This is a genomic window from Psychrobacter immobilis (assembly GCF_904846225.1).
Classification (GTDB): domain Bacteria; phylum Pseudomonadota; class Gammaproteobacteria; order Pseudomonadales; family Moraxellaceae; genus Psychrobacter; species Psychrobacter immobilis_F.
This window is the reverse complement of sequence record NZ_CAJGZJ010000004.1, coordinates 37,747-60,849: the sequence shown is the minus strand read 5'-3', so window position 1 is coordinate 60,849 and position 23,103 is coordinate 37,747. Positions and strand designations below refer to the sequence as shown.

The following is a 23,103-nucleotide window of genomic DNA, read 5'->3' as shown; positions in this document are numbered from 1 at the left end:
CCATTTATAGTAGGGATAATGTTAAAATAATACTCTCTAAAACAGCTCGTTACTGACTGATTTAGAATATTATTACTAATTTTATTAATCTATTTATAATCAATACTTTAATAGATCATTTAGCATATTTTTCTGTTCAAAATTTTGTTAGATACTTACTGACATTGATAATATCGTACACTCATTCACCTCATTATTAAGGTGTCTGTTCATCATGCCAGCAAACTGATTCTTTTTTCAAAGAGGCACGTTTATGTCAGCACCGCAATCCAATAAAATTCCTGTTCAACAAATTGATCTTGATGCGACCAAACATCGCGTTCATCCTCGGTTTGTCACAGGCTTTTATCAAAATATTCGTGTTATCACGATGTATGCACTTTTGGCCGCTTTTTTGCTTTTGCCATGGCTACGTTATAACGATAGACAAGCAATATGGTTTGATGTTCCCTCGCAGCATTACTATATTTTTGGCATGACGTTTTTGACTCAAGATTTTTATTTTATTGCCGCTTTTGCCATTATTGCCGCATTCACATTATTTATGGTGACGGTCTATGCAGGCCGCGTATGGTGTGGCTACGCTTGTCCACAAACGATTTGGACGCATCTTTACCAGTATGTTGAAAAATGGGTGATTGGCGATCGTAATAAACGCATAAAATTTGATAAAGAACCAATGAGCGCAAAGAAGGCTTTCAAACGCTCTGTGGTATATTTTATTTGGTTTATATTGTCAGTCATTACAGCAGCGACCTTTGTAAGCTACGTGTCTGGAACAGATTATTTATATCAGAGCTGGCAGTCGATCGGTTTTATGCCAATACCGGACTGGCCAACGTGGATATGGGTGTCGATGTTTATCTTTACGTTTGCAACCTATGCCAATGCTGGTTACATGCGTGAGCAGATGTGTATCCAAATCTGTCCTTATGGTCGGTTTCAAAGTGTGATGTTTGATAAAGATACGTTGGTTGTCTCCTATGATTATGAGCGAGGCGAACCTCGTGGTGCTCGTAAAAAAGGCACAAACCCTGACGATTTGGGTGATTGTATCGAATGTCAAATGTGTGTTCAGGTCTGCCCGACTGGTATCGATATTCGAGATGGTTTACAGGTTGGCTGTATTCAGTGCGCGGCATGTATCGATGCTTGTAATGAAATTATGGACAAGGTCGGCTATCCGCGTGGTCTTATCCGCTACACGACAGAGCGTCAACTGGCTGAAAAAGAGCCAAGCCGAGTATTACGCCCACGCCTATTTGCCTACCTGGCTTTATTAACGCTATTATGTGGGGGCGTTTTGTATGCGCTAACTGATCGTGTCCCGTTAGAGATTGATATTCGCCGTGACCGCAATCAGTTGTCTTCTATGAACAATCAAGGCATGATCGAAAACAGCTATATCGTCAAGCTGACTAATAAAACGCAGGATGCTCATACCTACAAGATAACCCTTGCGCCGCAAGAGGGTTTGAGTTTAGAACTGCGATTCAATGATGTCCCATTAGAAGCGGGCGAAAGCTTTGATATGCCTGTGAGTATTTATGGCGATCCTGATGTGATTGAATTTGGGCAAACCCCTGTCACTTTAGATGTGACGAGTGAAGATGGACAGTATAAAGTGAGTAAGCAAAACGTATTTACCACTCAAGGTCAGTAATTTATCAAAATATTAGCTCTGCCATCTTTTATATAGTAGATACTAGGGCGTGTCCTCAATCTGAAAATGGATACCTCAAATCTATCCTGCGTGACTGAGACAAATTTTTCTTGCTGACTGTGCCTGCGCAGACAGAGGTAACAAAAAATTTATCCCCGCCCCGCTGTATCTTTTTTATATTGACCTGACTATATTTCAGTCAGTAATACTTGATAGATAAACGATTCATTATTAAGCTGGCATTCTCCCGTTATCAGATTATCAATTAATATAGCTCATAGGTATGTTATGTCTACTTCAGAACCAAACTTTAAGCATCAAGATACTCAGCCATGGTATAAAAATTACATGGTCATTATCTTTGTGATTGGCATGCCAGCTTTCGTAGTGATTGCTTGCCTTTGGTTTGTTTATTACTCTTATCAAATCCGTGACAGCGTGGTACGTGATGACTGGTACATGGATGGCAAGACGCTTTATCAAGATGTGTCGCGTGACAAGCTTACTTATGATTTAGACTTGCATGGCAAAATGCAGTTTGCAGATAATGGTGATATCGTATTTTATTTGAATTACCCTGAGCAGAGCTTGCAGTCAGGCAAACTACTGGATGGCACGCCGCTTATCTATCCAGAAAAGCTAGGTTTGTCTATCTCGCATGCAACTGATATCAAAAAAGATCGTGACGCGGTGCTACAGCATGTCGAGGGCAATAAATACAGCGCAAAAGTGACTTTAGATCCTGTGAAAGCCAAATATTATTTGCAAGTAAGTCATGATGGTAAAGAAGATTGGCGCATGCAAGAGGTGGCAAAACTGCCGCGCTCAGAGGTTAATTTCAATCCACTACAGGTTTTTGCGAAAAAATGATTTAATTGCATTGCTTGATTTGAAGATAAAAAAAACCAGCTCATTATTTATGAATGGCTGGTTTTTTTATAGTTGATTTGCCGTGATGTAACACTTAGCAAGCAAAAATTTATATCAGAGAAAGTTTCTATCATAAACGCCTTTTCGCTCTCAATCAATCGTGACCGAGGCTTAAATTACTGGGTTGATCGTTGGAATTTTTTGCGTGGTAAGATTATTATTTGTCGCTTTATCGCTAGCAAACTTTGAATTATAAGTCTGCGTTTTTGGTGCCACTGGTAAGCCAATTTCAGCCAAACTGTCGGTCTGCCCTGCCTGAATATTATCGCCTTCAAATAATCGTTCATTATCATCACGCTCAAGACTTAATCGTTCAAAGTCAAACAATTCACGATCGGCCAACTGCGACGGTGCAACGTTTTGCATGGCTTTAAAAATAGAGGCCAAACGCTGCGGATGGGCATCATCCCATTCTCGTAGCATGTCATTGATAATGGCGCGTTGTAGGTTGGTTTGGCTGCCGCACAAATTACAGGGAATGATAGGAAATTCTTTTAAACGGGCATATTCAATGATATCTTTTTCTTCAACATACGCGAGCGGGCGAATAAGCAAGTTTTGCTTGTCATCACTGAGCAATTTGGGTGGCATCGATTTGAGTTTGCCACCATGGAATAAATTTAAGAAAAAAGTAGCCAACATGTCGTCGCGATGATGACCAAGCGCAATTTTGGTCGCGCCAATTTGTTTGGCAAAACCATATAGAGAACCGCGACGCAAGCGTGAACACGCTGAGCAATAAGTTTTACCTTCTGGCACCACACTTTTGACAATACTATAAGTATCTTTTTCTAAGATATAGTGGGCAATGCCCTGCTCGTTTAGATACGCGGGCAAAATATCCTCAGGATAGCCGGGCTGTTTTTGATCAAGATTGACCGCAACGATATCGAAGTTAATGGGTGCGATGCGCTTTAGGAGCAATAAAATATCAAGCAAGGTATAACTGTCTTTGCCGCCTGACACGCAAACCATCACTACATCGCCATCTTCGATCATATTAAAATCACGTATCGCCCAAGATACTTGTCGACGTAGCTTTTTTTGTAACTTACGAAACGGTGCAGACTCAGTCAGCGCCGACTGCCCAGCAGCAAGGCTATCTTTATCAATATCGCCTTCATCATTAGCGCCTTCATCAATACTGTCATCAGCGAAATCATCGTATGCCATGTCATCAATATCAGCTTCTAACACAGGGTTATTCAAACCCGTGTTAGTAAACGTATCATCAAAACTAGGCGTGATTTTTGGCGTAAACAAGGTCGCTGCGGTCATAAGTTACTCAATGTCTTTACAAGGATGGTTTTGCTATGAAGCAATGGGTCATAAAATAATAAAGCACTTAGCCAAAATGTATGCGTACGGCTGCTTTAAAAGCAGGATTATAACAAATATTGTGAAAAGATTGAAAAATGACAGTAAATTATAAATTTTCCTTGCTCGCTGTGCCTACGCAGACAGAGGCGGCGTAAAACTTATTTTAGTAACACTGTGTGTGTTTTATCGTAGAGCAATTATACGCCAAAAATTTAATACTAATTTTATCGTAGCCACATGGTTCTGTAATCATCGAATTTTTGCTAAAATAGCGGTTTTTCGTAAACCAATAATAGATACCACTATGACTAACGTTACCCTACAAAACGCCTTCACCAATCAAGTTTCTGATGATACTTTAAACACGCTTCACAAAAACCAAAATGCCGTCGTACTTCTGTCAGGCGGGCTTGATTCGGTCACTTGTTTGTATTGGGCTAAGGCGCGCTATGCGTCTGTGACGGCGGTCAGCTTTAACTATGGTCAACGTCACAATAGTGAGCTTGTCGCTGCAAAAGCCATCGCTGAGGCCGCCGAAGTCAATCACAAAGTGATCGATATTGATATCGCTCAACTTGGCGGCTCGTCATTGACCGATCACAGTATGATTGTGCCGGATGGTGATGCAGATAAATTCCCGAATAAGAAACGTGATGAGATTGATAACGACGCCATTCCTAATACCTATGTGCCTGCACGTAACACGATATTTTTGTCTTATGCGCTGGCAGTTGCCGAAGTAACCGATGCCAATCATATCGTCATTGGTGTCAGCTCAGTCGATTATTCTGGCTATCCTGACTGCCGTCCTGAATATATTGCTGCTTTTGAGCATATGGCAAACCTTGCCACCAAAGCGGGCGTCACTGGTCACCATTTATCTATTCAAACGCCTTTGCAGCAGCTTTCAAAAGCAAAAACCATTGAGCTTGGTCTATCGCTAGGCGTCGATTATGGACAAACCATTTCTTGTTACCGCGCAGACTCAAACGGTCTTGCTTGCGGGGTTTGCGATAGCTGTGCGCTACGCCGTCAAGGGTTTGCCCAAGCGGGCGTCGCCGATCCTACTCATTATCAATCTTGATAGACTCTGTAGTTGCATTTGCTTTAAAAAATGATGGTATTCAACATTAGAGAAACATTTACTTGCATTAACACAGCAGGCTGCCATTGTCTTTTAATCGATATACTTGCTATCGTATGAGCGCTTGCCTATATCAACAGAAATAATAAGTAGCGACATTAATCACTCACCTATTAGTGAGTTGATTCTAACTTGAGTACAAGATTTAAGAAATTGATACCACGAGAGGATGTTTATGAAGTTTTTGCCAGTATTACCCCTAGCCTTAGCTGCCTTTTTCGCAATGCCGCAAGCAAATGCTGTTGATATCAAACAAAACAATATCAATACTTGTGTCACTGGTGCGGTCAAATATAAAGTCGCTGACAAAGGCGATGCTACCAAATTATGCAGTTGCACCATTGGTGTTCGCAGCAACATGACGATCGGTCAAATGTGGGAAATTGAAAGCTACGCACAAGACAAAAAAGATCCGTCTGGACTGCCTTACGTCAAAAAAATGCAAAAAGATTTGCAGCAATGCACCGTTGGCTTAGATTTAAAACAGCCACAAAAACCAGCATAATATACATCTCATTTGATATAAAAAAGACTGGTCATTACCAGTCTTTTTTATTGTCAATAAAGCAGCAAAGTGTAAAACTAATTATTAATTTCTGCTACTCTAGCTATAATAAGAATACTATAAGCGAATATAACCAAAACCAATAGGGACCTTACCATGGCAAAGCCAACCACAGAAAATATTACTTTACCCAGTTTTCCAGTGACCATAGTACGAAAGTTAGATGGACACTTCATTCATGATGAGATTAATCTAACGGATATGGTTGCCAACACCAATAAAGGACTTATTCTTTATTTTTATCCAAAAGACAATACGCCAGGCTGTACCGTACAAGCAACAGAGTTCACCGCTCGCCTCAATGAGTTTGACGATTTAGGTTATGACATTATTGGTGTCTCACGTGATAGCGTTGATTCCCATGAAAAATTCATCACCAAGCATGATTTAAATATTTCACTAATCAGTGATACTGACGAAAAACTGTGTCAGTACTTTGATGTCATCAAAGAAAAAAACATGTATGGCAATATAACGTTAGGTTTAGTACGCTCGACATTTGTGTTTGATACAGAAGGCAAACTGACGCACGCTCAAAGAAATCTACGCGCCGCAGGCTATACCGAGCGCTTGCTTGAAACACTATAGTCGATCCACTATAAAATCAATACAGTGCTCTTAAGATAAATTTTGCGCCGCCTCTGTCTGCGCAGGCACAGCCAGCAAGAAAAATTTATCTTAGGAGTACGTGATAATAGTTGTACTCTTTTTATTTAAGACTGACTATAGCGCCTTAATAACCAAACTGACCTCGTAAACTATAAAAGGCCATATAGTAGATTCTAAAAATAATGATAAAAACATAGGGTCAAATACTAAAAATAACCTTTAATAGCCAACCATCACCATGTGAGTATAATATGAATAAACCGTCTGGCTCTTCTACTGATAACACAACATCCAAAGTCACTCGTAAAGTCGCTGTTGCCATTATTGGCGCAGGTACCGCCGGTCAGAACGCTTTTAGCCAAGCCAGCAAAATCCATGATGATATCGTCATTATTAATGAGGGGTTTTGGACCACAACGTGTATCGCTGTAGGCTGTATGCCCAGCAAACTGCTAATCGCGGCGGCTGATCGCGCGCACGATGCCAACCATTCTGCTGAGTTTGGCATTCATGCCACCGCTCAGATAGATGGCAAACAAGTCATGCAGCGCGTACGGGATGAACGTGATCATTTTGCGAGCTACATCAAAAAACAGGTAGACAGCTGGCCCGATAATAAAAAAATCGCAGGGCATGCTCGCATTAATGAGCAAGGATTAATTGAAGTCAATGATGAATTGATTGAAGCCGACAAAATCATAGTTGCCACGGGCAGCTCGCCATTTATACCAGATGGCTGGGCAGATAAGCTTGGTGATACTATGATAACCTCCAATACCGCCTTTGAGTTAACAGATTTACCAACGTCAATGGCAGTGATCGGTGCTGGATCCATTGGTCTGGAGCTGGCGCAAGCGTTCACGCGCTTGGGCGTAGACGTCACCTTATTTAATCAAGAAAAGCGCGTGGCAGGCCTTAAAGATGACGATATTAATAGTAAAGCGATCGATTGCTTAAGTCGCGAATTGACCATGCATTTGGGTAGCGAAATTAAAGATGTGGGCATCAAAGCAAACGAAGACCATAAAACCTCAGCAGCATTTATTGACTACGAAGACAGTGCTGGTGAGTCAATGCAGTGGCAAGGTGAGTATGTACTGGTCGCTACAGGTCGTCGTAATAACATAAAACAGCTGGGCATTGAAAACTTGGGTGTTGAGCTTGATGATAAAAACCGCCCGAAAAATTTAAGTAAAAAAACCGGTCAGATTGGCGATTTAGATGTCTATATCGTTGGAGATGCCAATGCCCACATCCCATTGCTACATGTGGCCAGTGATGAAGGATATAGCGCAGGAAGTATCGTCTGTGAAAACAAAGACGATGCTTATATTCGCCCGCCAGCCACGCCATTCTCCATCGTATTTTGCGCCCCACAAATTGTCAATGTCGGCAAGTCTTTACCTGAGATTCAAGAAGACTCAAGCTTAGAGTACGTCATTGGTAGCGTCAGTTTTGACAATCAAGGTCGTAGTCGTGTGATGGGTGTCAACTGCGGGCTGTTACATATCTATGGCTGTAAGAAGACTAATGTCATATTGGGCGCAAGTATGGTCGGGCCTGATGCCGAGTATATCGGTCATATTTTGGCTACCGCGATTACCAATGATTTAAGCGTCAAAGACCTACTGGATACGCCTTTTTATCATCCGACGATACTAGAAGGTCTACGGACGGCTCTACGTGATGTTCAACAAAAAATGAAAATTCCTTATCAATTACATGACACACAAGAAAATAACTTTTAATGCTCAGCTCAGCCACACTTTTTTAAAATGAAGACATGCCCTAATCGTGTGAGATCATTTAAAATAAAACTCTTTATGGACTAAAAGATGCCAATCGCTAGTATTACTGATTTTTTTAGAGAGATCGTCCGCGATCTCCATACTAGCCTCTACCTTGCTCTTGGTGGTTCTATCGATGAAGAGACATTTGATTGGTCATCTAAAGCGGTAGAGCTGACTAGCACTGGCATAAAAATCCTAATACTGCTCGCCGTATTGGGATTTTTTTATTGGCTCGCCATTTATATCATTAAGAAAAGTAGAGCCAAAATTCGGCTGAACGAACGACGCACTAAAATTGTCCGATCAGTGCTACGCTATGTTTGGGTTGTGACCAGCTTAATTGCTATTATGAGCCAAATTTACTTTGAGCCAGAGACTGTCAACGCTACTGCAAAAGCCAGTACTTGGGCTGGTATTTACTACGTACTTTGGGCTTCATCGGGACAAATCATTCATAGAATCTTGCAACACTATGGTCTCAACGCTTCCATAGAGCAGCTGCTCCAAAACATTTTGTCCGTGCTACTATTGGTACTCGGTCTTGCCAGTGTCATGGCACAGTTCGGTTTCGATATTGTCTCATTAGTCGCAGGTTTGGGTATCGTAGGTTTGGCAGTTGGTTTTGCAGCCCAATCAACGCTTGCCAACTTTATCGCTGGCATCACTATTTTGCTTGAGCAGTCTTTTCAGGTCGGTGATTGGATTCATATCAATGAAAATGAAGGTCGCGTCGTACTTATCGCCCTGCGCACTACCCATATTTTGACTCGAGATAACATCACCGTTATTATTCCAAATTCCAATGTAGCCTCATCTGAGGTAACCAATTTGACCTCCAAAAACTTTATACGCTTTGATATTCGTGTACGCATTGCTTTTGAAGATGACATTGACGCGGCGCGCAAAGAAATTGTGCAAGTGCTCACCGATACTGAGGTGGTACTTAGCCGCCCTGAGCATTCGGCCACTGTGGCAGAAATTGGTGAATATGGCGTGTTCTTTATTGTACGTTTTTGGGTCAAACCCGCTGCCGTTGCACGTATGCCCAAAATCAAAGAGGGTTTGAGAGAAGATATTAAGCTCGCTTTTGATGCCGCTGGTATTTCTACCCCCTATCCTCATATGCGTTTGCTCATGCCAAAAGACGTTGATTATCCTATCGCGACCAAACCTTTTGCGACGACAACGCAGATACTATCAGAGACCGTACCGCTGACAAAAAACGATCAATAACGTCATTAGAGCATGTTAACTTTTTAACATTCGACCCTCACTATTTTAGGCTGAGCTTTTTAGCCATTCTCTTTGAGATATCAAACCTTAAGAATAGTTTTTTAACAATCCGCTTTGTTAAACACAACCACTTTGAACCATCCTGCCCTGAATTATGGTAAAATTGCTGGTTAAACCGCCTATTTTATTATTTACATTTTTTGTCAATTTAGCCCACAGGTATCCGTATGACCGTAACAACCGCGCCCTCATCTTCAGCCGAAACTTCATCAGCGTTGTCGCTTGATCTTATCATCACTTGTGCCGATGGGCTTGAGGCACCGCTACAGACTGAGCTGACAAGTTTTGGTATCGGAAGCGAAGTTAAAAGTACGGGCCGTCTAGCGGTCACGGGTACTTTGCGTGATTTATATACTATTTGTCTTTGGTCACGCGTGGCCTCTCGAGTATTGATGCTCATCAAACGTAAAAACATCAATATGGAATATGATGTGGCTGAGCAGCTTTATGGTTTGGCAAAATCAGTCAACTGGACGGAGCAATTCAGCTTAGAGCAAACCTTTGCTATCCGTTTATCTGTCGATAAGCGCGTCGCAGTCAGCCAGCAGTTTGCTATGCTGCGTATCAAAGATGCCATAGCTGATACCTTTAATGAAGTTTACGACAGCCGACCTAACGTCGATAGTAAGAATCCAGACTTTTCAGTTTTTGCGACCGTTAATGACAAGCAAGCTGAGTTATATCTTGATTTATCAGGAACCAGTTTGCATCGCCGTGGCTACCGCGTGGCGATGACAGAAGCGCCATTAAAAGAAAACTTGGCAGCCTCTTTGCTCTATAGCGCGGGTTGGCATAAGAAAAATGAGGCAGGCAATGCGCCTTTTTATAATGCTCTCATCGACCCTATGTGTGGCTCTGGAACGTTTATCATTGAAGCGCTATTGATGCATTGCGACTATGCCGTTGGTATTGATAAAGCAGCCAATCAATTTGGATTTTACCAATGGCAACATCATGATGATGCGCTATGGCAAGAGATGATTGATGATGCACAGACGCGTTTTCGTGACGCGTTAGCAATTGCTAATGAACAACCAGATACCTTACCGCTGATTTTGGGCTTTGATGCTGATAGTGGCGCAATTTTGGCCACAGAAAAGAACCTTATTGCGGCAGGTTTGCAAGACTTACTACCGCTACTTGATCTTGAAACGCGCGCCCTCGACCAACTAAGCAGTATTTTAAAGCCATTGGTTGATGATGGTCGATTGAGCAATCCTCTGATTATCACCAACCCGCCTTATGGTGAGCGTTTGGGTGACGAAGAAATGATTAAGCCTTTATATCAAGCGATTGGGCTTATTTTACAAGACAGTTTTGCAGGTAGTGGCGTCAATCCAATGCTGGGTATATTGGCATCCAATGTTGAGCAAGTCGATATATTGCCCATCAAAGATCCAAAAACGTTGCGTTGTCATAATGGTGCCATCACCGTGTATTTCCGTCATGGACGCTTGATCGCTGGGCAGACTGGCAACCTTGTGAGTCGCTTTGAAAAGCATGAGATTGAAGTGGAAGACGGACAGGATTTCATTAATCGCTTGCAAAAAAACCTTGCCAAACTGAAAAAACTGGCTAAAAAAGACAATGCGAGTAATGTCCGTGTATACGATGCCGATCTCCCTGACTTCAAGGTAGCAATCGACTTATATGGCGATTATGCCCATGTGCAAGAATATGCACCGCCAAAAACCATTCCACCTGAAACCGCCAAAAAACGCTTTAACTTAGCATTAATGGGCATTCGTGAAGTGTTTGATATTAACCGTGAGCAAATCTTTATCAAAACGCGCGCGCGTCAATCTGGCAATGATCAATATAGCAAACAAGGCAATACAGAAAAACGTGGCAAGTTCTATGTGGCTCGTGAAGACGGTGCCTACTTTTACGTCAACTTCACCGATTATCTAGATACGGGGTTATTCATTGACCATCGTAATATGCGCGCACGCATCAAAGACAACAGCCGCGGTAAAGCGGTATTGAACTTATTTGCTTATACCTGTACAGCGAGTGTGCACGCGGCACTGGCAGGCGCCAAAAAAGTCACCAGTGTGGATTTGTCACAAAACTATCTAGATTGGGGCAAGCAAAACTTTGTGCTCAATGGTTTGGATGTCAGCCGCAACAAATACCAATTCGTTGCCGCCGATATCTTTGAGTGGATTAAAGACAATACTGAGCAATTCGATATTATCTTTATTGATCCACCGACCTTTTCAAATTCTAAAAAATTCCAAGGTACTTTTGACGTACAACGTGACCATGCGGCCATTATCAATCGTGCGATGAACCGCTTAACAGCGGATGGTGTCCTGTATTTCTCTAACAACTTTACCCGCTTCGAGTTAGATGAACAGCTAACTGAGCGCTATGACATCATTGACATCACGCAAAAAACGATAGGGTTTGATTTTAATATTAAAAAACCCATTCATCAGAGCTTTGAGATTCGCCATCGTTAGAGTCTGTAGGTTAGTATTGATAAATGAGCGTCTATATCTGACTGCAAATATGAGCCAGCATAGTATCAGACCTTAAACCATTGTTTTTGTGCTTAATTTACATGAAACACAACAATGACCTAATCCGCTTTGATTGGGTCATTTTTTGTTGTTATGATAGAGCGTCATTAAGCGTTGGTTTTGTGCCAATGTTGGCTCAACATCGCTTTCGTTTTTATGATTTATATATAAGAACCTTTAACTAACTCTAATAACAAGGACAATTTCATGGCTTTATCACTTAATAAAGGCGGTAATTTATCGCTAACGAAAACCGACCCAAATTTAACCAAGCTGCTGATCGGTCTTGGCTGGGATGAGCGTTCGACTTCTGGTGCTGAGTTCGACCTTGATGCGAGCGTCTTTTTGCTAAGCAACGCTGGTAAAGTACGTGGCGACCATGACTTCATTTTTTATAACCAGCTTAAGTCTGATAATGGTGCAGTTGAGCACACAGGCGATAACCGTACTGGTGAAGGCGATGGCGATGATGAAGTTATCAAAGTAAACCTGACCCAAGTACCTGCTGATGTCGATAAAATCGTCGTCACCGTGACTATCCATGATGCGGCTGCTCGCAGTCAAAACTTTGGTCAAGTCGCCAATGCTTTTATTCGTGTCGTCAATGAAGAAACAGGCACTGAAGTGGTACGTTTTGACTTGGCAGAAGATTACTCTGTAGAGACAGCAATGGTGTTTGGCGAAGTGTATCGTCATAACGGTGAATGGAAATTCCGCGCCGTGGGTCAAGGCTACGCAGGTGGTTTGCAAGCGATGTGCCAGCAATATGGCGTTGATATTTAAGTTAATATCGTAATTTAGAATATAAAATATTTTTAGTTGCAAAATAGTGACAATTATTGATAGCCAAATGGCCAATAATACTTTATGTTTCATCTAAACTTATACATAAGAAGTGGTTAGCGATAGCCGCTTTTTTATGGTGTGCGTCTATACTAGACTGACCTTAGCTTCGTGCAATCAGACAGGATGTGTCATGAGACATTTTTATTTAGACTTTATCTTCACAGCAATCGCCTTAGCGGTGGCAGCGTGGTGGGGGTATTCACATGGTGGTATGGGCGGAATGATATCCACCCTATCTATTACTGCTATTTTGGCCGTCATGGAGATTTCATTATCATTTGATAATGCGGTGGTCAATGCCTCAGTCCTCAAGGGCTGGGATGAGTTTTGGAAAAAGATATTTTTAACGGTTGGTATTTTGATCGCCGTTTTTGGTATGCGCTTGGTATTCCCTATCGTCATCGTCGCTGTTACAGCAGATCTTGGCATGATGGAAGTGATCAATTTGGCGTTGTATAACCCTGTAGAATACTCAGCCAGACTAATGGCACATCATGCTGAAATTTCAGCATTTGGTGGTATTTTCTTATTACTCGTGTTCTTGAACTTTATTTTTGATGATAAAGAAGTTCATTGGTTCGATTGGTTAGAAAGCCGCTTAGCAAAGCTAGGCAAAGTCGATGCCATGAGCGTCTTCGTTGCGCTTATTGTCTTGATGATTGCGGTATCTTGGGCTACAGCTGAACAAGCCTCTGCCGTGTTGATTGCAGGTGTTTGGGGTATCTTGGTTTACCTTGGCGTACAAGTGGTTTCTGGTATGCTTGAAGGTGACCTTGAAGCAGACTTAGAAAACGAAGAAAGTGGTTCAGGCGCTGCGGCGACCAGTGCTATCATGAAAGGCGGTATTATTGGTTTCTTATACTTAGAAGTCCTTGATGCCTCATTCAGCTTCGATGGCGTGATTGGCGCATTTGCAATTACTAATGACGTTATCGTTATTATGCTAGGCCTTGCGATTGGTGCGATGTTTGTTCGTTCGATGACTATCTTTTTAGTAGATAAAGGCACACTTGATGAGTTTGTCTATCTTGAGCATGGCGCTCATTATGCCATTGGCGCTTTAGCCATTATCATGCTGTTATCAGTGAAGTTTCATGTACCAGAAATCATCACGGGTCTGATCGGTATTGCCTTTATTGGTTGGGCGTTTGTTGCCTCACTCAATTATCGTAAAGCTGAAGCGGCACGTCTCGATTAGGACGTATCGCTAGTACAATATTTTATGTATCTAAGCAGGTCATACCATCAGGTGTGACCTGCTTTTTTACGCCTTAAGGCAATAATTTACAAACATTGCGCTTATTCAGTTAAAATTCCACTCCTTCAACCCCTTAATAAAAATAAGCTTACTTAACTATATGCAACAGATTCTTGATGATATTGCCGCAGAGATGGCACTCGAAACCGATCGTGGCAAAGTGGCGGATTATATCCCGCAACTGGCCCATGTAGACCCAAACCAGTTTGGTATTGCAGTAGCAACACCTGACGGGCAGGTATATTCAGCAGGTGATGCAAGTACCCTATTCTCGATTCAAAGTATCTCTAAGGTATTTACCTTAACCATCGGCCTTGGCAAGTTGGGTAATGAGCTTTGGACACACGTTGGTCGTGAACCATCCGGCGATCCTTTTAACTCAATCACGATACTAGAGCATGAATCCGGCCGACCACGTAATCCCTTTATCAATGCTGGTGCGATTGCGGTAGTGGATGCGATTATGATGGGGCATGAACCTAAAGAAACGTTGGGTGAGATTCTTCAGTTTGTGCACTTTATTGCAGACGATGATTCGATTCGTTTTGACCATAAAGTGGCAGCGTCTGAAATGAAGCATAAAGACCGAAACGCGGCATTAGCGCACTTTATGAAAGCCTTTGGCCGCCTAAAGCACGATGTCGATAAAGTATTGGGAGTTTATTTTCATCAATGCTCGATTGCGATGAACTGCCAGCAATTGGCCCGTGCAGGTCTCTTTCTCGTATCCAATGGCGTTAATCAGCACACAGGAATGAGGGTCATCAATGAACAGCGATCTCGACGGATCAATTCGTTAATGATGATGTGCGGTCATTACGACGGTTCTGGTGAGTTTGCCTACCGTGTCGGTCTGCCCGGTAAAAGCGGGGTTGGTGGTGGTATTTTAACGGTAGCGCCAGGTAAAGGATCTATCGCTGTATGGTCGCCAGGTCTCGATCATGTCGGGAACTCCAAACTTGGATTAAAAGCATTAGAGATGCTTGTCCAAAAAACAGGCTGGTCCGTTTTTGCTAATTAAAAGCTGTCTTTCGACTAGGGCATGGTGTATTAACGAAATTGGCTTTTGATAACAATATCTTAACCAGTGTTGTTAGGATTGTTAAAAAGTCTCAGATATATAGAGTTATTATAACTCTTAGTAATCATATCGTAATCACACAAAATACGCCTTGCTTAGTGAGCAAACGCTTAGTATAGTAAAACGTAATGATATGCAATACGTGGCATAAAGGTAGATTTGTTTGCCTTTTATGCTCACAACACAATAGATGCATAATTTTTATTTTTTCAATAACCTAGTCCACTTAATTATTAATCTAAAGGATATCTGTATGGCTATTAGCTTAACGAAAGGCGGCAACGTAAACTTATCAAAAGAAGCGCCTGGTTTAACCAACATTACGGTCGGTCTTGGTTGGGATCCACGTGCTACTGACGGTCAAGAGTTTGACTTAGATGCGATTGGTTTTTTGGTCAATGAAGCTGGTAAAGTTCGTAATGATCAAGATTTCATTTTCTTTAACAATCTAAAATCAGACAATGGCGCGGTTGAGCATACTGGCGATAACCGTACTGGCGAAGGTGATGGCGATGATGAAAAAATCAAAATCAATCTTGCTAGTATTCCAGCTGATGTTAATAAAGTAGCAATCTGCGCTATCATTTATGAAGGTCAAGGTCGTAACCAAAACTTTGGTCAAGTTGGTGATGCTTATATCCGTGTCGTTAATGATAACGGCGATTCTGAAATCGCTCGTTATGACCTATCAGAAGACGGTAGCACTGAGACTGCCATGGTCTTTGGTGAATTGTATCGTCACAGCGGCGACTGGAAATTCCGTGCCGTTGGTCAAGGATTCAGTGGTGGTCTTGGACCATTAGCTGCCTCTTATGGCGTAAACGTTTAAAGATAAAATTTCTTTAATCTCTTACGACTTTAATTAGCGCAATTAGACTGTTAGTTGCGCTCGATATAAGCCATCAAGTGTGCCTTTTTTAAGCATTTGATGGCTTTAAATTTAATAGATTTCCCAAAATAAAAAAACTTTATATCAGAACAGTATTTATTAAATTAAAAAGCATATTTCAAAGCATTAAAATAAGGATTCACACCTCATGGCCGCAACGTTTAGCTTAATCGGTACTATTGAACCTTTTTTGCATTGTAATCTTAAAAAAGGCGATTCAATCTATTGTGAAGCCAATGCAATGGTAATGATGGAATCCAATCTTGAGCTGAAAGGTAAGCTGCAAGGCGGCTTAATGCAATCACTGATGCGCCGCTTTGCGAATGATGAATCCTTATTTCAACAGCAGATTGAAGCTGTCAACGGTGAAGGCGATTGCTTACTTGCGCCGACGCTCGATGGTGATATGCAAATCATTGATGTCGGTGCACAGCAATATACATTGAGTGATGGTGCCTTTGTCGCAGCGCAAATGGGTGTCGATATCAGAGCCAGTATTCAGCGCAACTTAGGTGGCGCAGTGTTTGGTGATACGGGCGGATTCATGGTCATGCAGACACAAGGTCAAGGCCAAGTAGTGGTATCGGGTTTCGGATCACTTTTTGAGATTGATGTGACACCTAACAAAGACGTTATTATCGATAATGGTCATGTGGTGTGCTGGGATTCAAATCTTGATTATAAGTTGTCGGTTTCGACCAGTAAGAAAAAAGGCATTATGAGCAATATCATCAATTCGGTCACCAGTGGCGAAGGTATGGTATTGAATTTCTCAGGTACAGGTAAAGTTATTATCTGTTCGCGCAATCGAGACAGCTACCAAGGCTGGTTACAGAGTATCTTGGGTACTAGCTCAGGTGGACGCGGTGGCAATGGTGGTTTTTTGAATAATATTTTATAAATTTTTTTTGTAAAAACGACAGTATTTTGTAAAAACTAAGGTTACTCAGCGTTTTTTTCTCAATTATTATAAGGATTATCACATGGCAATTAGCTTACAAAAAGGTCAGAAAATATCGCTTAGCAAAGAAGCTGGCGGCGATCTCACGCAAGTAAAATTGGGTCTGGGTTGGGATGTGTTTCAAGGTCCACAAGATAAAAAAGGTGGCTTCTTAGGCAAATTGTTCGGTGGCGGCAGTGGCGGTGATTCTATCGATTTAGATGCCTCATGCATTATGTTTGATAGCAATAAACAAGCCGTCGATGCCATTTGGTTCAGTCAGCTTACATCAAAAGATGGCAGCATCGTTCATACAGGTGATAACCGCACTGGTGACGGTGATGGCGACGATGAAGTCATCAACGTTGATTTATCTAAAATACCTGCCAATGTTGTGTCGCTCGTATTCACCGTCAATAGCTTTACTGGGCAGACGTTTGAAACGGTAGAAAATGCGTTTTGCCGTATCGTTAATGCCAACAACAATAGCGAGGTTGCCCGCTACAATCTATCAGCGCAAGGTGGTCATACAGCGATGATTATGGCAAAAGTTTATCGTCATAATAATGAATGGAAAATGCATGCAATTGGCGAAACCGCTTCAGGTCGTACTTTCCATGACTTGATGCCTGCTCTTACACCGCATGCTTAAGCATTTTTATTGAAGATTGCTTATAGTTATACAAAAAATCAGCCCCTCTATTATGAATAGAAGGGCTGATTTTTTAAATTATAATATGATCTATTACTTACTGCCACGCTTCCAACTAAAGCCCCAGTTAAAGGCTTTATCCATTTCTTGATGTCCTTTAAAGTATTGGTTGATACGCTCAACATTGATACTGCCCTGCTGATTTACCAAACGTGCAATGGCACACATTGGTAGATTGCCAGTCCCTTCCGTCAGACGCGTTTCAATTGGTGGTTGCTCCGGCACATGAATGGTCACTACCCCATCGGTTTGCGCCCAATTTGGCGCACCTTCGTAGATAAAGGCAAAGATAAATACTTCCTCAATCTGTGACCACTGCTGGCCATTGATATCGAGCCATTCGCCACCGCTGACCTGACCCGTTCTATCATCAGCACGTAATAAAACGTAAGGCGCTGATTGCAAACTACCAAAGCGATTACCGAGCGCTTGAATTAAGGTTTTTTCACCATTTTTTAAGTGAATCATCGCGCCAACATCAAGATCAATCCCGCCTGATTTATGCTGTTTAAACAGATCGCCTAACAATCCTTTTTTGGGCGCTTGCTTATCCATATCTGGACGCTGGTTCCAGTTTAGATTGACGGAGATTTTACCAAAGTCATCGCGTTTTTTGAGATTGATGCTAGATTGGTTTTTGGTTAAGGTGATTTTGCTTAAATTGATTGAGGGACTGGCTGGAATCGGTGGTGGCGTACTGGTTTGAGAGGCATTACCCGCTTTTTGTGTATTGATCGGACGCTGTGTATTAATAGGTTGCGACTGATTCTGTGCTTGGTTCTGTGACTGGTTTTGACCTTGATTTTGAACTGGTGCTTCATCAGCAATTTCAACACCGAAGTGCTCGGACAAAGGTTTTAAGCCGCCTTCAAAGCCTTGGGCAATAAAGCGAAACTTCCAACTGCCCTGCCTGCGATAGCATTCAGCCAAAATAATCGCTTTTTCATTACGTCCAGTGCTACTGAGCTGACAAGTCATCAGAACTTGGCCACCTTGCAATACTTGGATATCCACATCACCGACTTGAGCCAGCGTTTGCGCACTAGAAAACGCCAGTGCTATTTTCTCGATGCTCGCAGGCTGTGCGGATAAATTGATATCAAAGAAGCCATCACTATCGTGACCACGAAAACTGACACTGCCATCATCGCTACGTGTTTGTCCATAAAATATCATATCGCCATCACCGCGCACTTTACCATCAGTCGTCAGGCGATAAGCGGCACAATCAATCGCGCTTTGGCTTAAAATACGAATGCTAATGCTGTCAGTTGGTAATGGCGCATTGGCACCTGCAATCAGTTTTTGAGGTTGGATTTGGCTCATCATATGTCCTTTAAATGATTTATTATGTCGTTGTGTTTATTATGCAATTATCGTCACATAGTAGCACGGATGTGTCTTTGTTTTAATCCACATTGATATTCGGTAAACCATTAAAAACAATCAAATAATGATCTCAAAAATACTTAAGGCTATTTTGTTGGGAATGTTTATAACGCCTAGCATTTGTATATAATAGTCTCTGCTATCAGCAGTATAGGGACTTATTTATAGAGGCCAGTTTTTTAATCTCGCTGAGCCATATCTAGGTCTTATCTATATGACTAATAGCGTTGTGATGACGACACTGAGTTATCCCATTCTATCTAAAACTTATAACAAGAGAGCACTATGGATAACCCTGCTAACGATACACTTTCTTTGACGTCAACAGCCGCTTGGCTAGCTGAAGGTCAAGCCAGCCAGCGCGATATGTTAGCCAGCCTACAAGCCTTAAAAGCCCAATCTGATACACCATTTAATATCATTGCCTCACACCGCCACGATAGACCTGAGATTTTTGAGTTCGCCGATAATGTCTATTATGAGCCGTCTAAAATCACCGTAGACAGCGATGAGCAAGCAGCGCTTGAACCCGTAGCGCCATTTATACCACGCTGGCAATTTGTTTTAGAAAAAGCGCAGCAGAACAATGTTAAAGTATTACTGACTGGACGCAACGGCATCACATACGAAGCACACCGTGAGGCATTTAACGCTGCCGGTATTCGTCTGTTAACAGGAGCGACCAGCGTCGCAGCTTTAGAGTCAATCGATGATAAATTTGCTTTCATGCAACAGTGTCACCAGCATAATATTCCCGTCGCCGATGCATGGCGCTTTGACACGGTTGCAGAGCTTGAGGCTTTACTTGCCGAACACGGTCATCAGCCCTTATGTGTCAAACCTGTCACTGGTATTTTTGCGCAGGGATTTTGGCAACTTGATTCGGAAAAAGCGGCGGATGAGCAATATGATAGCTTTGAGCATTTATACTTTACCGAAGAAAAAAGAATCAATACAGCTCAGTTTATCAATGCTTATGCAAACAGTTTGATGATACACACGCGCCCTATCCCAATGCTGTTAATGCCTTATTTATCTGGGCAAGAATACTCTATCGACGTGGTGTGCGAATATGGTGAAGTTTTAGCCGCAATCACTCGCTATAAAACCGGAAAAATCCAGCATATTGGTTACGAGCAATCGGTCATGGATGTCGTTATTCCATTGATTAAAGCATTTGGCTGTGACGGCATCGTCAGTGTACAAACCAAAGCCGATGATAATGGCCAGCACCGTGTTCTTGAGATTAATAGCCGCCCGTCTGGTGGCATTGGTTACACGACTCATAGTGGTGTAGACTTAACGCAAGTTGGCTTCGCTTATTGGTTAGGCCTGACGGATAAACCAAAGCTGGCAGATATTGCGCAGCAGATAACACCCTGCCAAGTACGTTCAATTATGGTCGGTGTGAAAATTGAAGAAAATGCTATTGAATAAATAGTCGATCTCGAAACAAGTAGCTTCAAAGCAAACCACATTAAAGAGCGGACAGACACCAAAGAATTGATAATTGATAATTGATAATTGATAATTGATAATTACTGAATGTACATTCAATGAGAGGCGATTGATGACAACACAAACCACGTTAGTGTTAGGGGCAAATACGGTTATCGCACAATCCGAGTGTTCAGTCGCCTTTTCTACGACACAACCACTTAAATTTGGTCAACAACTGGGACTGATATGGTTGCCTTTAGATCAGCACCGTAAAGCAGCTTGTAGTCCTGCCTATCTTCATGAACCTAAGGATTGGGCAGCCGTAGATAATGCGGATAATCCAAGTAGTTGGCAATTGGATTTACCCAAGTTATTTGATACACAAGGGGTTAGTTTTTTACAACTGATTGCGTATGTTTATCACGAGCCAACCTTGAACTTGCCAGCGGTTGAGCTAAACACTGTCAGTCTGACGCTGAATAATGGCGCGATTAAATATGATTTCACCGCAAATGAGCGTCATATCAAAGCGGCGATTGTATTGGAGATCTACCAGCGCAATGGTCAGTTTAAATGTCGTGCGCTTGGTGAAAGCTCCACTCAAGGATTGGCAAGCCTAGAGCAACGAGTGCAAGTCAGTCTTGATATCCGTCCGCCAACAACCCATGCGCTCATTCAAGAGGCGCAGCAACAGCAACGTCAGCCCAACAGTGACGCGCGTCCACCTCGACAAGTACAATCAGGTGAGACCTGGACAGGAACTGCTTTTGCCATTGACCCATATCACCTACTGACTTGCTATCATGTCATTGAATCGGCGGCAATGATTGGTGTGCGGCAGCAAGGTCAGCCTGACCGTGAAGCGCAAGTCGTGCTCAGCGATATCGGTAGCGATTCGGCCATTATTAGAGTGAGTGACCCTCTGCCATGCTATTTGCCGTTAGCGCAGCAATGTTCTGATATTTTGGGCGAGACCATCACAACGCTGGGATTTCCATTATCAGGCTTGAGCAGCCAACTACAAGTCACACAAGGTTGTATCTCCGGTCTGACAGGGTTTGGCGATGATATCCGTTATATGCAATTCACGGCTCCCATCCAGCCCGGCTCTAGTGGCAGCCCTTTATTGTTGCCGACTGGCGAAGTAATCGGTATGGTGGCGTCAAGTTTGGTTCATGAGCATGCACAAAACATGAACTATGCTGTGAAATTTCAGTTATTATCTGCCCTACTGGCAAGCGCTGGCATTGGCTTAGACAATTTATCAGATTCGTCAAATGCCAAAGCAGCACCTCTGACCACACCGCAGTTGAGCAAACAAAGCCGCGCGGCGCTCTGGCTGGTAGGATGTCAGGGTTAAGAAAACTGCTCATTATATGAAATCAAAAGTGTCAAGGAATATGAATGTCAAACAAGCAACACAGTACAACCATTACTCTGCCTCGCGGTACGCTCGATCTGACCTATCAAACCAATTCAGCAACTAATAAAAATAACTTGGAACCAAGCGACAGTTATCAATTAGAGGATTTGCTTGGGTTTGCACAGCGCATTAATCCGAAACGGGCATTTTTATTCGTCTCAAAAGTGCTCGGTCGTCATATTCCAGTCGCACCTCACACGATGCGTCATGCTTTTACTGATTTGGCAAACTTAGTGCCTAGTGATTTACCTGAACCCATTTTGGTTATTGGTATGGCAGAAACGGCGGTTGGCTTATCAGCGGGCGTGCATCAAGCGCTACAAACGCGCTATCCGAATGCGCTACTACTGAACTCCACTCGTCATGCGCAACACGACGACAATGATGCCAAAAGCAGCAACGCTTTATTGACCACTTTTAGCGAAGACCACAGTCATGCTAGCCAGCATTTGATTTATCAAAGCGCGGATCAATTCACTCAAGCGCAATTACTGTCCAGCAAAACCCTGATTATGGTCGATGATGAAGCCTCAACAGGCAACACTTGCGTCAATGTCGTGACGGCGATACGCAATGCGGGCCTCACACAATTAGAGCAAGTACATCTAACCACGTTGGTTGATTGGTCATTAGATCAAGAAAATGCAAATCAGCAGACAGAGCGCGCTAAGCCTGAGCGCATGGCTGCCCGCTTAACTGGTATTGATTTTCATCGTCATCATTTACTGTCTGGCGCTTGGCAATGGACAGACGCTCCCAACCCCGAACCCATTACCATGCCATCGGTTGACACGACTGAGGCTGGCAGTCAGGCGCTAGGTAATACCAGTAATTGGGGACGTTTTCCAACGCTGGATAGCATAGAGGGTTTCGATCATTATCTTTTGAGATTTCAGAAAGCATTTGTAGGCTTTAATGGTCAAGAAAGTTTTGACGTTACTCAGTTGCCAAAAAGAATTTTAGTGTTAGGTAGTAATGAATTTGTTTGGTTGCCATTCTTATTAGCAGAATGGCTTGAGACACAATCCGAGCAACAGGCTTCTGAAAATATTTCTACGGTTAACTTTAGCGCTTTGACACGCTCGCCGATCGCGCTTGGTGGAGCGATTACGACTGTGTTGAGCTTTAGTGATAATTATGGGCTTGGTATGACCAATTTTGCTTATAATGTTGAACCTAATAAATGGGATTTGATTGTGTTGTGTGTGGAGACATCAGCAGATAGCGTGGATGATCTGTGGCAAGGCTTGGACAATGTGTTGGTGGTGAGTCCAAAGTTTTAAATC

The 23,103-nt window shown here is 42.5% G+C and carries 19 protein-coding genes; 17 read left to right on the top strand and 2 right to left on the bottom strand.

The window, feature by feature from the left end; all coding sequences use genetic code 11:
• The first annotated feature begins 253 nt into the window (after positions 1-253).
• Complete coding sequence (gene ccoG, locus JMX48_RS04365; protein ID WP_201534791.1) at positions 254-1,663, top strand: cytochrome c oxidase accessory protein CcoG; 1,410 nt, start codon at positions 254-256, stop codon at positions 1,661-1,663.
• Positions 1,664-1,951: 288 nt separating this feature from the next.
• A complete protein-coding gene (locus tag JMX48_RS04360) occupies positions 1,952-2,533 on the top strand; it encodes a FixH family protein (RefSeq protein WP_201534789.1) in 582 nt (193 codons plus the stop codon).
• 171 nt (positions 2,534-2,704) lie between these two features.
• Here JMX48_RS04360 and ttcA read toward each other — a convergent pair whose 3' ends face one another.
• Positions 2,705-3,871, bottom strand: coding sequence for a tRNA 2-thiocytidine(32) synthetase TtcA (gene ttcA / locus JMX48_RS04355; protein WP_201534787.1), 1,167 nt, complete (start codon positions 3,869-3,871; stop codon positions 2,705-2,707).
• Positions 3,872-4,217: 346 nt separating this feature from the next.
• On the opposite strand from ttcA, the gene queC reads away from it, so the two are divergent.
• From queC to JMX48_RS04295, 12 genes are all read left to right on the top strand, one after another.
• Positions 4,218-4,997, top strand: a complete 780-nt coding sequence (queC, locus tag JMX48_RS04350) for a 7-cyano-7-deazaguanine synthase QueC (RefSeq protein WP_201534785.1) — start codon at positions 4,218-4,220, stop codon at positions 4,995-4,997.
• A 235-nt stretch (positions 4,998-5,232) separates the two neighbouring features.
• Positions 5,233-5,562, top strand: a complete 330-nt coding sequence (locus JMX48_RS04345) for a hypothetical protein (RefSeq protein ID WP_201534784.1) — start codon at positions 5,233-5,235, stop codon at positions 5,560-5,562.
• A gap of 156 nt (positions 5,563-5,718) precedes the next feature.
• On the top strand, positions 5,719-6,210 hold the full coding sequence (locus JMX48_RS04340) for a peroxiredoxin (RefSeq protein ID WP_201534782.1): 492 nt from the start codon (positions 5,719-5,721) through the stop codon (positions 6,208-6,210).
• Between the two features lie 272 nt (positions 6,211-6,482).
• Complete coding sequence (locus JMX48_RS04335) at positions 6,483-7,979, top strand: dihydrolipoyl dehydrogenase (protein WP_201534780.1); 1,497 nt, start codon at positions 6,483-6,485, stop codon at positions 7,977-7,979.
• A gap of 87 nt (positions 7,980-8,066) precedes the next feature.
• Positions 8,067-9,254: a mechanosensitive ion channel family protein gene (locus JMX48_RS04330; RefSeq protein ID WP_201534777.1), complete on the top strand. Its 1,188-nt coding sequence runs from the start codon at positions 8,067-8,069 to the stop codon at positions 9,252-9,254.
• Positions 9,255-9,481: 227 nt separating this feature from the next.
• Positions 9,482-11,779 (top strand): bifunctional 23S rRNA (guanine(2069)-N(7))-methyltransferase RlmK/23S rRNA (guanine(2445)-N(2))-methyltransferase RlmL, encoded by a 2,298-nt coding sequence (gene rlmKL / locus JMX48_RS04325; protein ID WP_201534774.1) that lies wholly within the window; start codon positions 9,482-9,484, stop codon positions 11,777-11,779.
• A gap of 267 nt (positions 11,780-12,046) precedes the next feature.
• Positions 12,047-12,622, top strand: coding sequence for a TerD family protein (locus tag JMX48_RS04320; RefSeq protein WP_201534771.1), 576 nt, complete (start codon positions 12,047-12,049; stop codon positions 12,620-12,622).
• A 193-nt stretch (positions 12,623-12,815) separates the two neighbouring features.
• Positions 12,816-13,883 carry a DUF475 domain-containing protein gene (locus JMX48_RS04315; RefSeq protein ID WP_201534768.1) on the top strand — a complete coding sequence of 356 codons (1,068 nt, stop codon included), beginning with the start codon at positions 12,816-12,818 and terminating at the stop codon, positions 13,881-13,883.
• Positions 13,884-14,043: 160 nt separating this feature from the next.
• Positions 14,044-14,964, top strand: coding sequence for a glutaminase (locus JMX48_RS04310; protein WP_201534766.1), 921 nt, complete (start codon positions 14,044-14,046; stop codon positions 14,962-14,964).
• A gap of 313 nt (positions 14,965-15,277) precedes the next feature.
• Positions 15,278-15,853 carry a TerD family protein gene (locus tag JMX48_RS04305; RefSeq protein ID WP_201534765.1) on the top strand — a complete coding sequence of 192 codons (576 nt, stop codon included), beginning with the start codon at positions 15,278-15,280 and terminating at the stop codon, positions 15,851-15,853.
• A 208-nt stretch (positions 15,854-16,061) separates the two neighbouring features.
• A complete protein-coding gene (locus tag JMX48_RS04300) occupies positions 16,062-16,814 on the top strand; it encodes a TIGR00266 family protein (RefSeq protein WP_201534764.1) in 753 nt (250 codons plus the stop codon).
• Between the two features lie 82 nt (positions 16,815-16,896).
• Entirely contained in the window at positions 16,897-17,505 is a 609-nt protein-coding gene (locus JMX48_RS04295) for a TerD family protein (RefSeq protein ID WP_201534763.1), read from the top strand.
• Between the two features lie 93 nt (positions 17,506-17,598).
• Here the strand turns inward: JMX48_RS04295 and JMX48_RS04290 are convergent, their stop codons facing one another.
• Complete coding sequence (locus tag JMX48_RS04290; protein ID WP_201534762.1) at positions 17,599-18,891, bottom strand: TerD family protein; 1,293 nt, start codon at positions 18,889-18,891, stop codon at positions 17,599-17,601.
• 348 nt (positions 18,892-19,239) lie between these two features.
• On the opposite strand from JMX48_RS04290, the gene JMX48_RS04285 reads away from it, so the two are divergent.
• The 3 genes from JMX48_RS04285 (at position 19,240) to JMX48_RS04275 (ending at position 23,100) form a co-directional block, all read left to right on the top strand.
• Positions 19,240-20,391 carry an ATP-grasp domain-containing protein gene (locus tag JMX48_RS04285; RefSeq protein ID WP_201534761.1) on the top strand — a complete coding sequence of 384 codons (1,152 nt, stop codon included), beginning with the start codon at positions 19,240-19,242 and terminating at the stop codon, positions 20,389-20,391.
• A 133-nt stretch (positions 20,392-20,524) separates the two neighbouring features.
• On the top strand, positions 20,525-21,754 hold the full coding sequence (locus tag JMX48_RS04280) for a S1 family peptidase (RefSeq protein ID WP_201534758.1): 1,230 nt from the start codon (positions 20,525-20,527) through the stop codon (positions 21,752-21,754).
• Positions 21,755-21,798: 44 nt separating this feature from the next.
• Positions 21,799-23,100, top strand: coding sequence for a phosphoribosyltransferase domain-containing protein (locus tag JMX48_RS04275; protein WP_201534756.1), 1,302 nt, complete (start codon positions 21,799-21,801; stop codon positions 23,098-23,100).
• Positions 23,101-23,103: the final 3 nt, after the last annotated feature.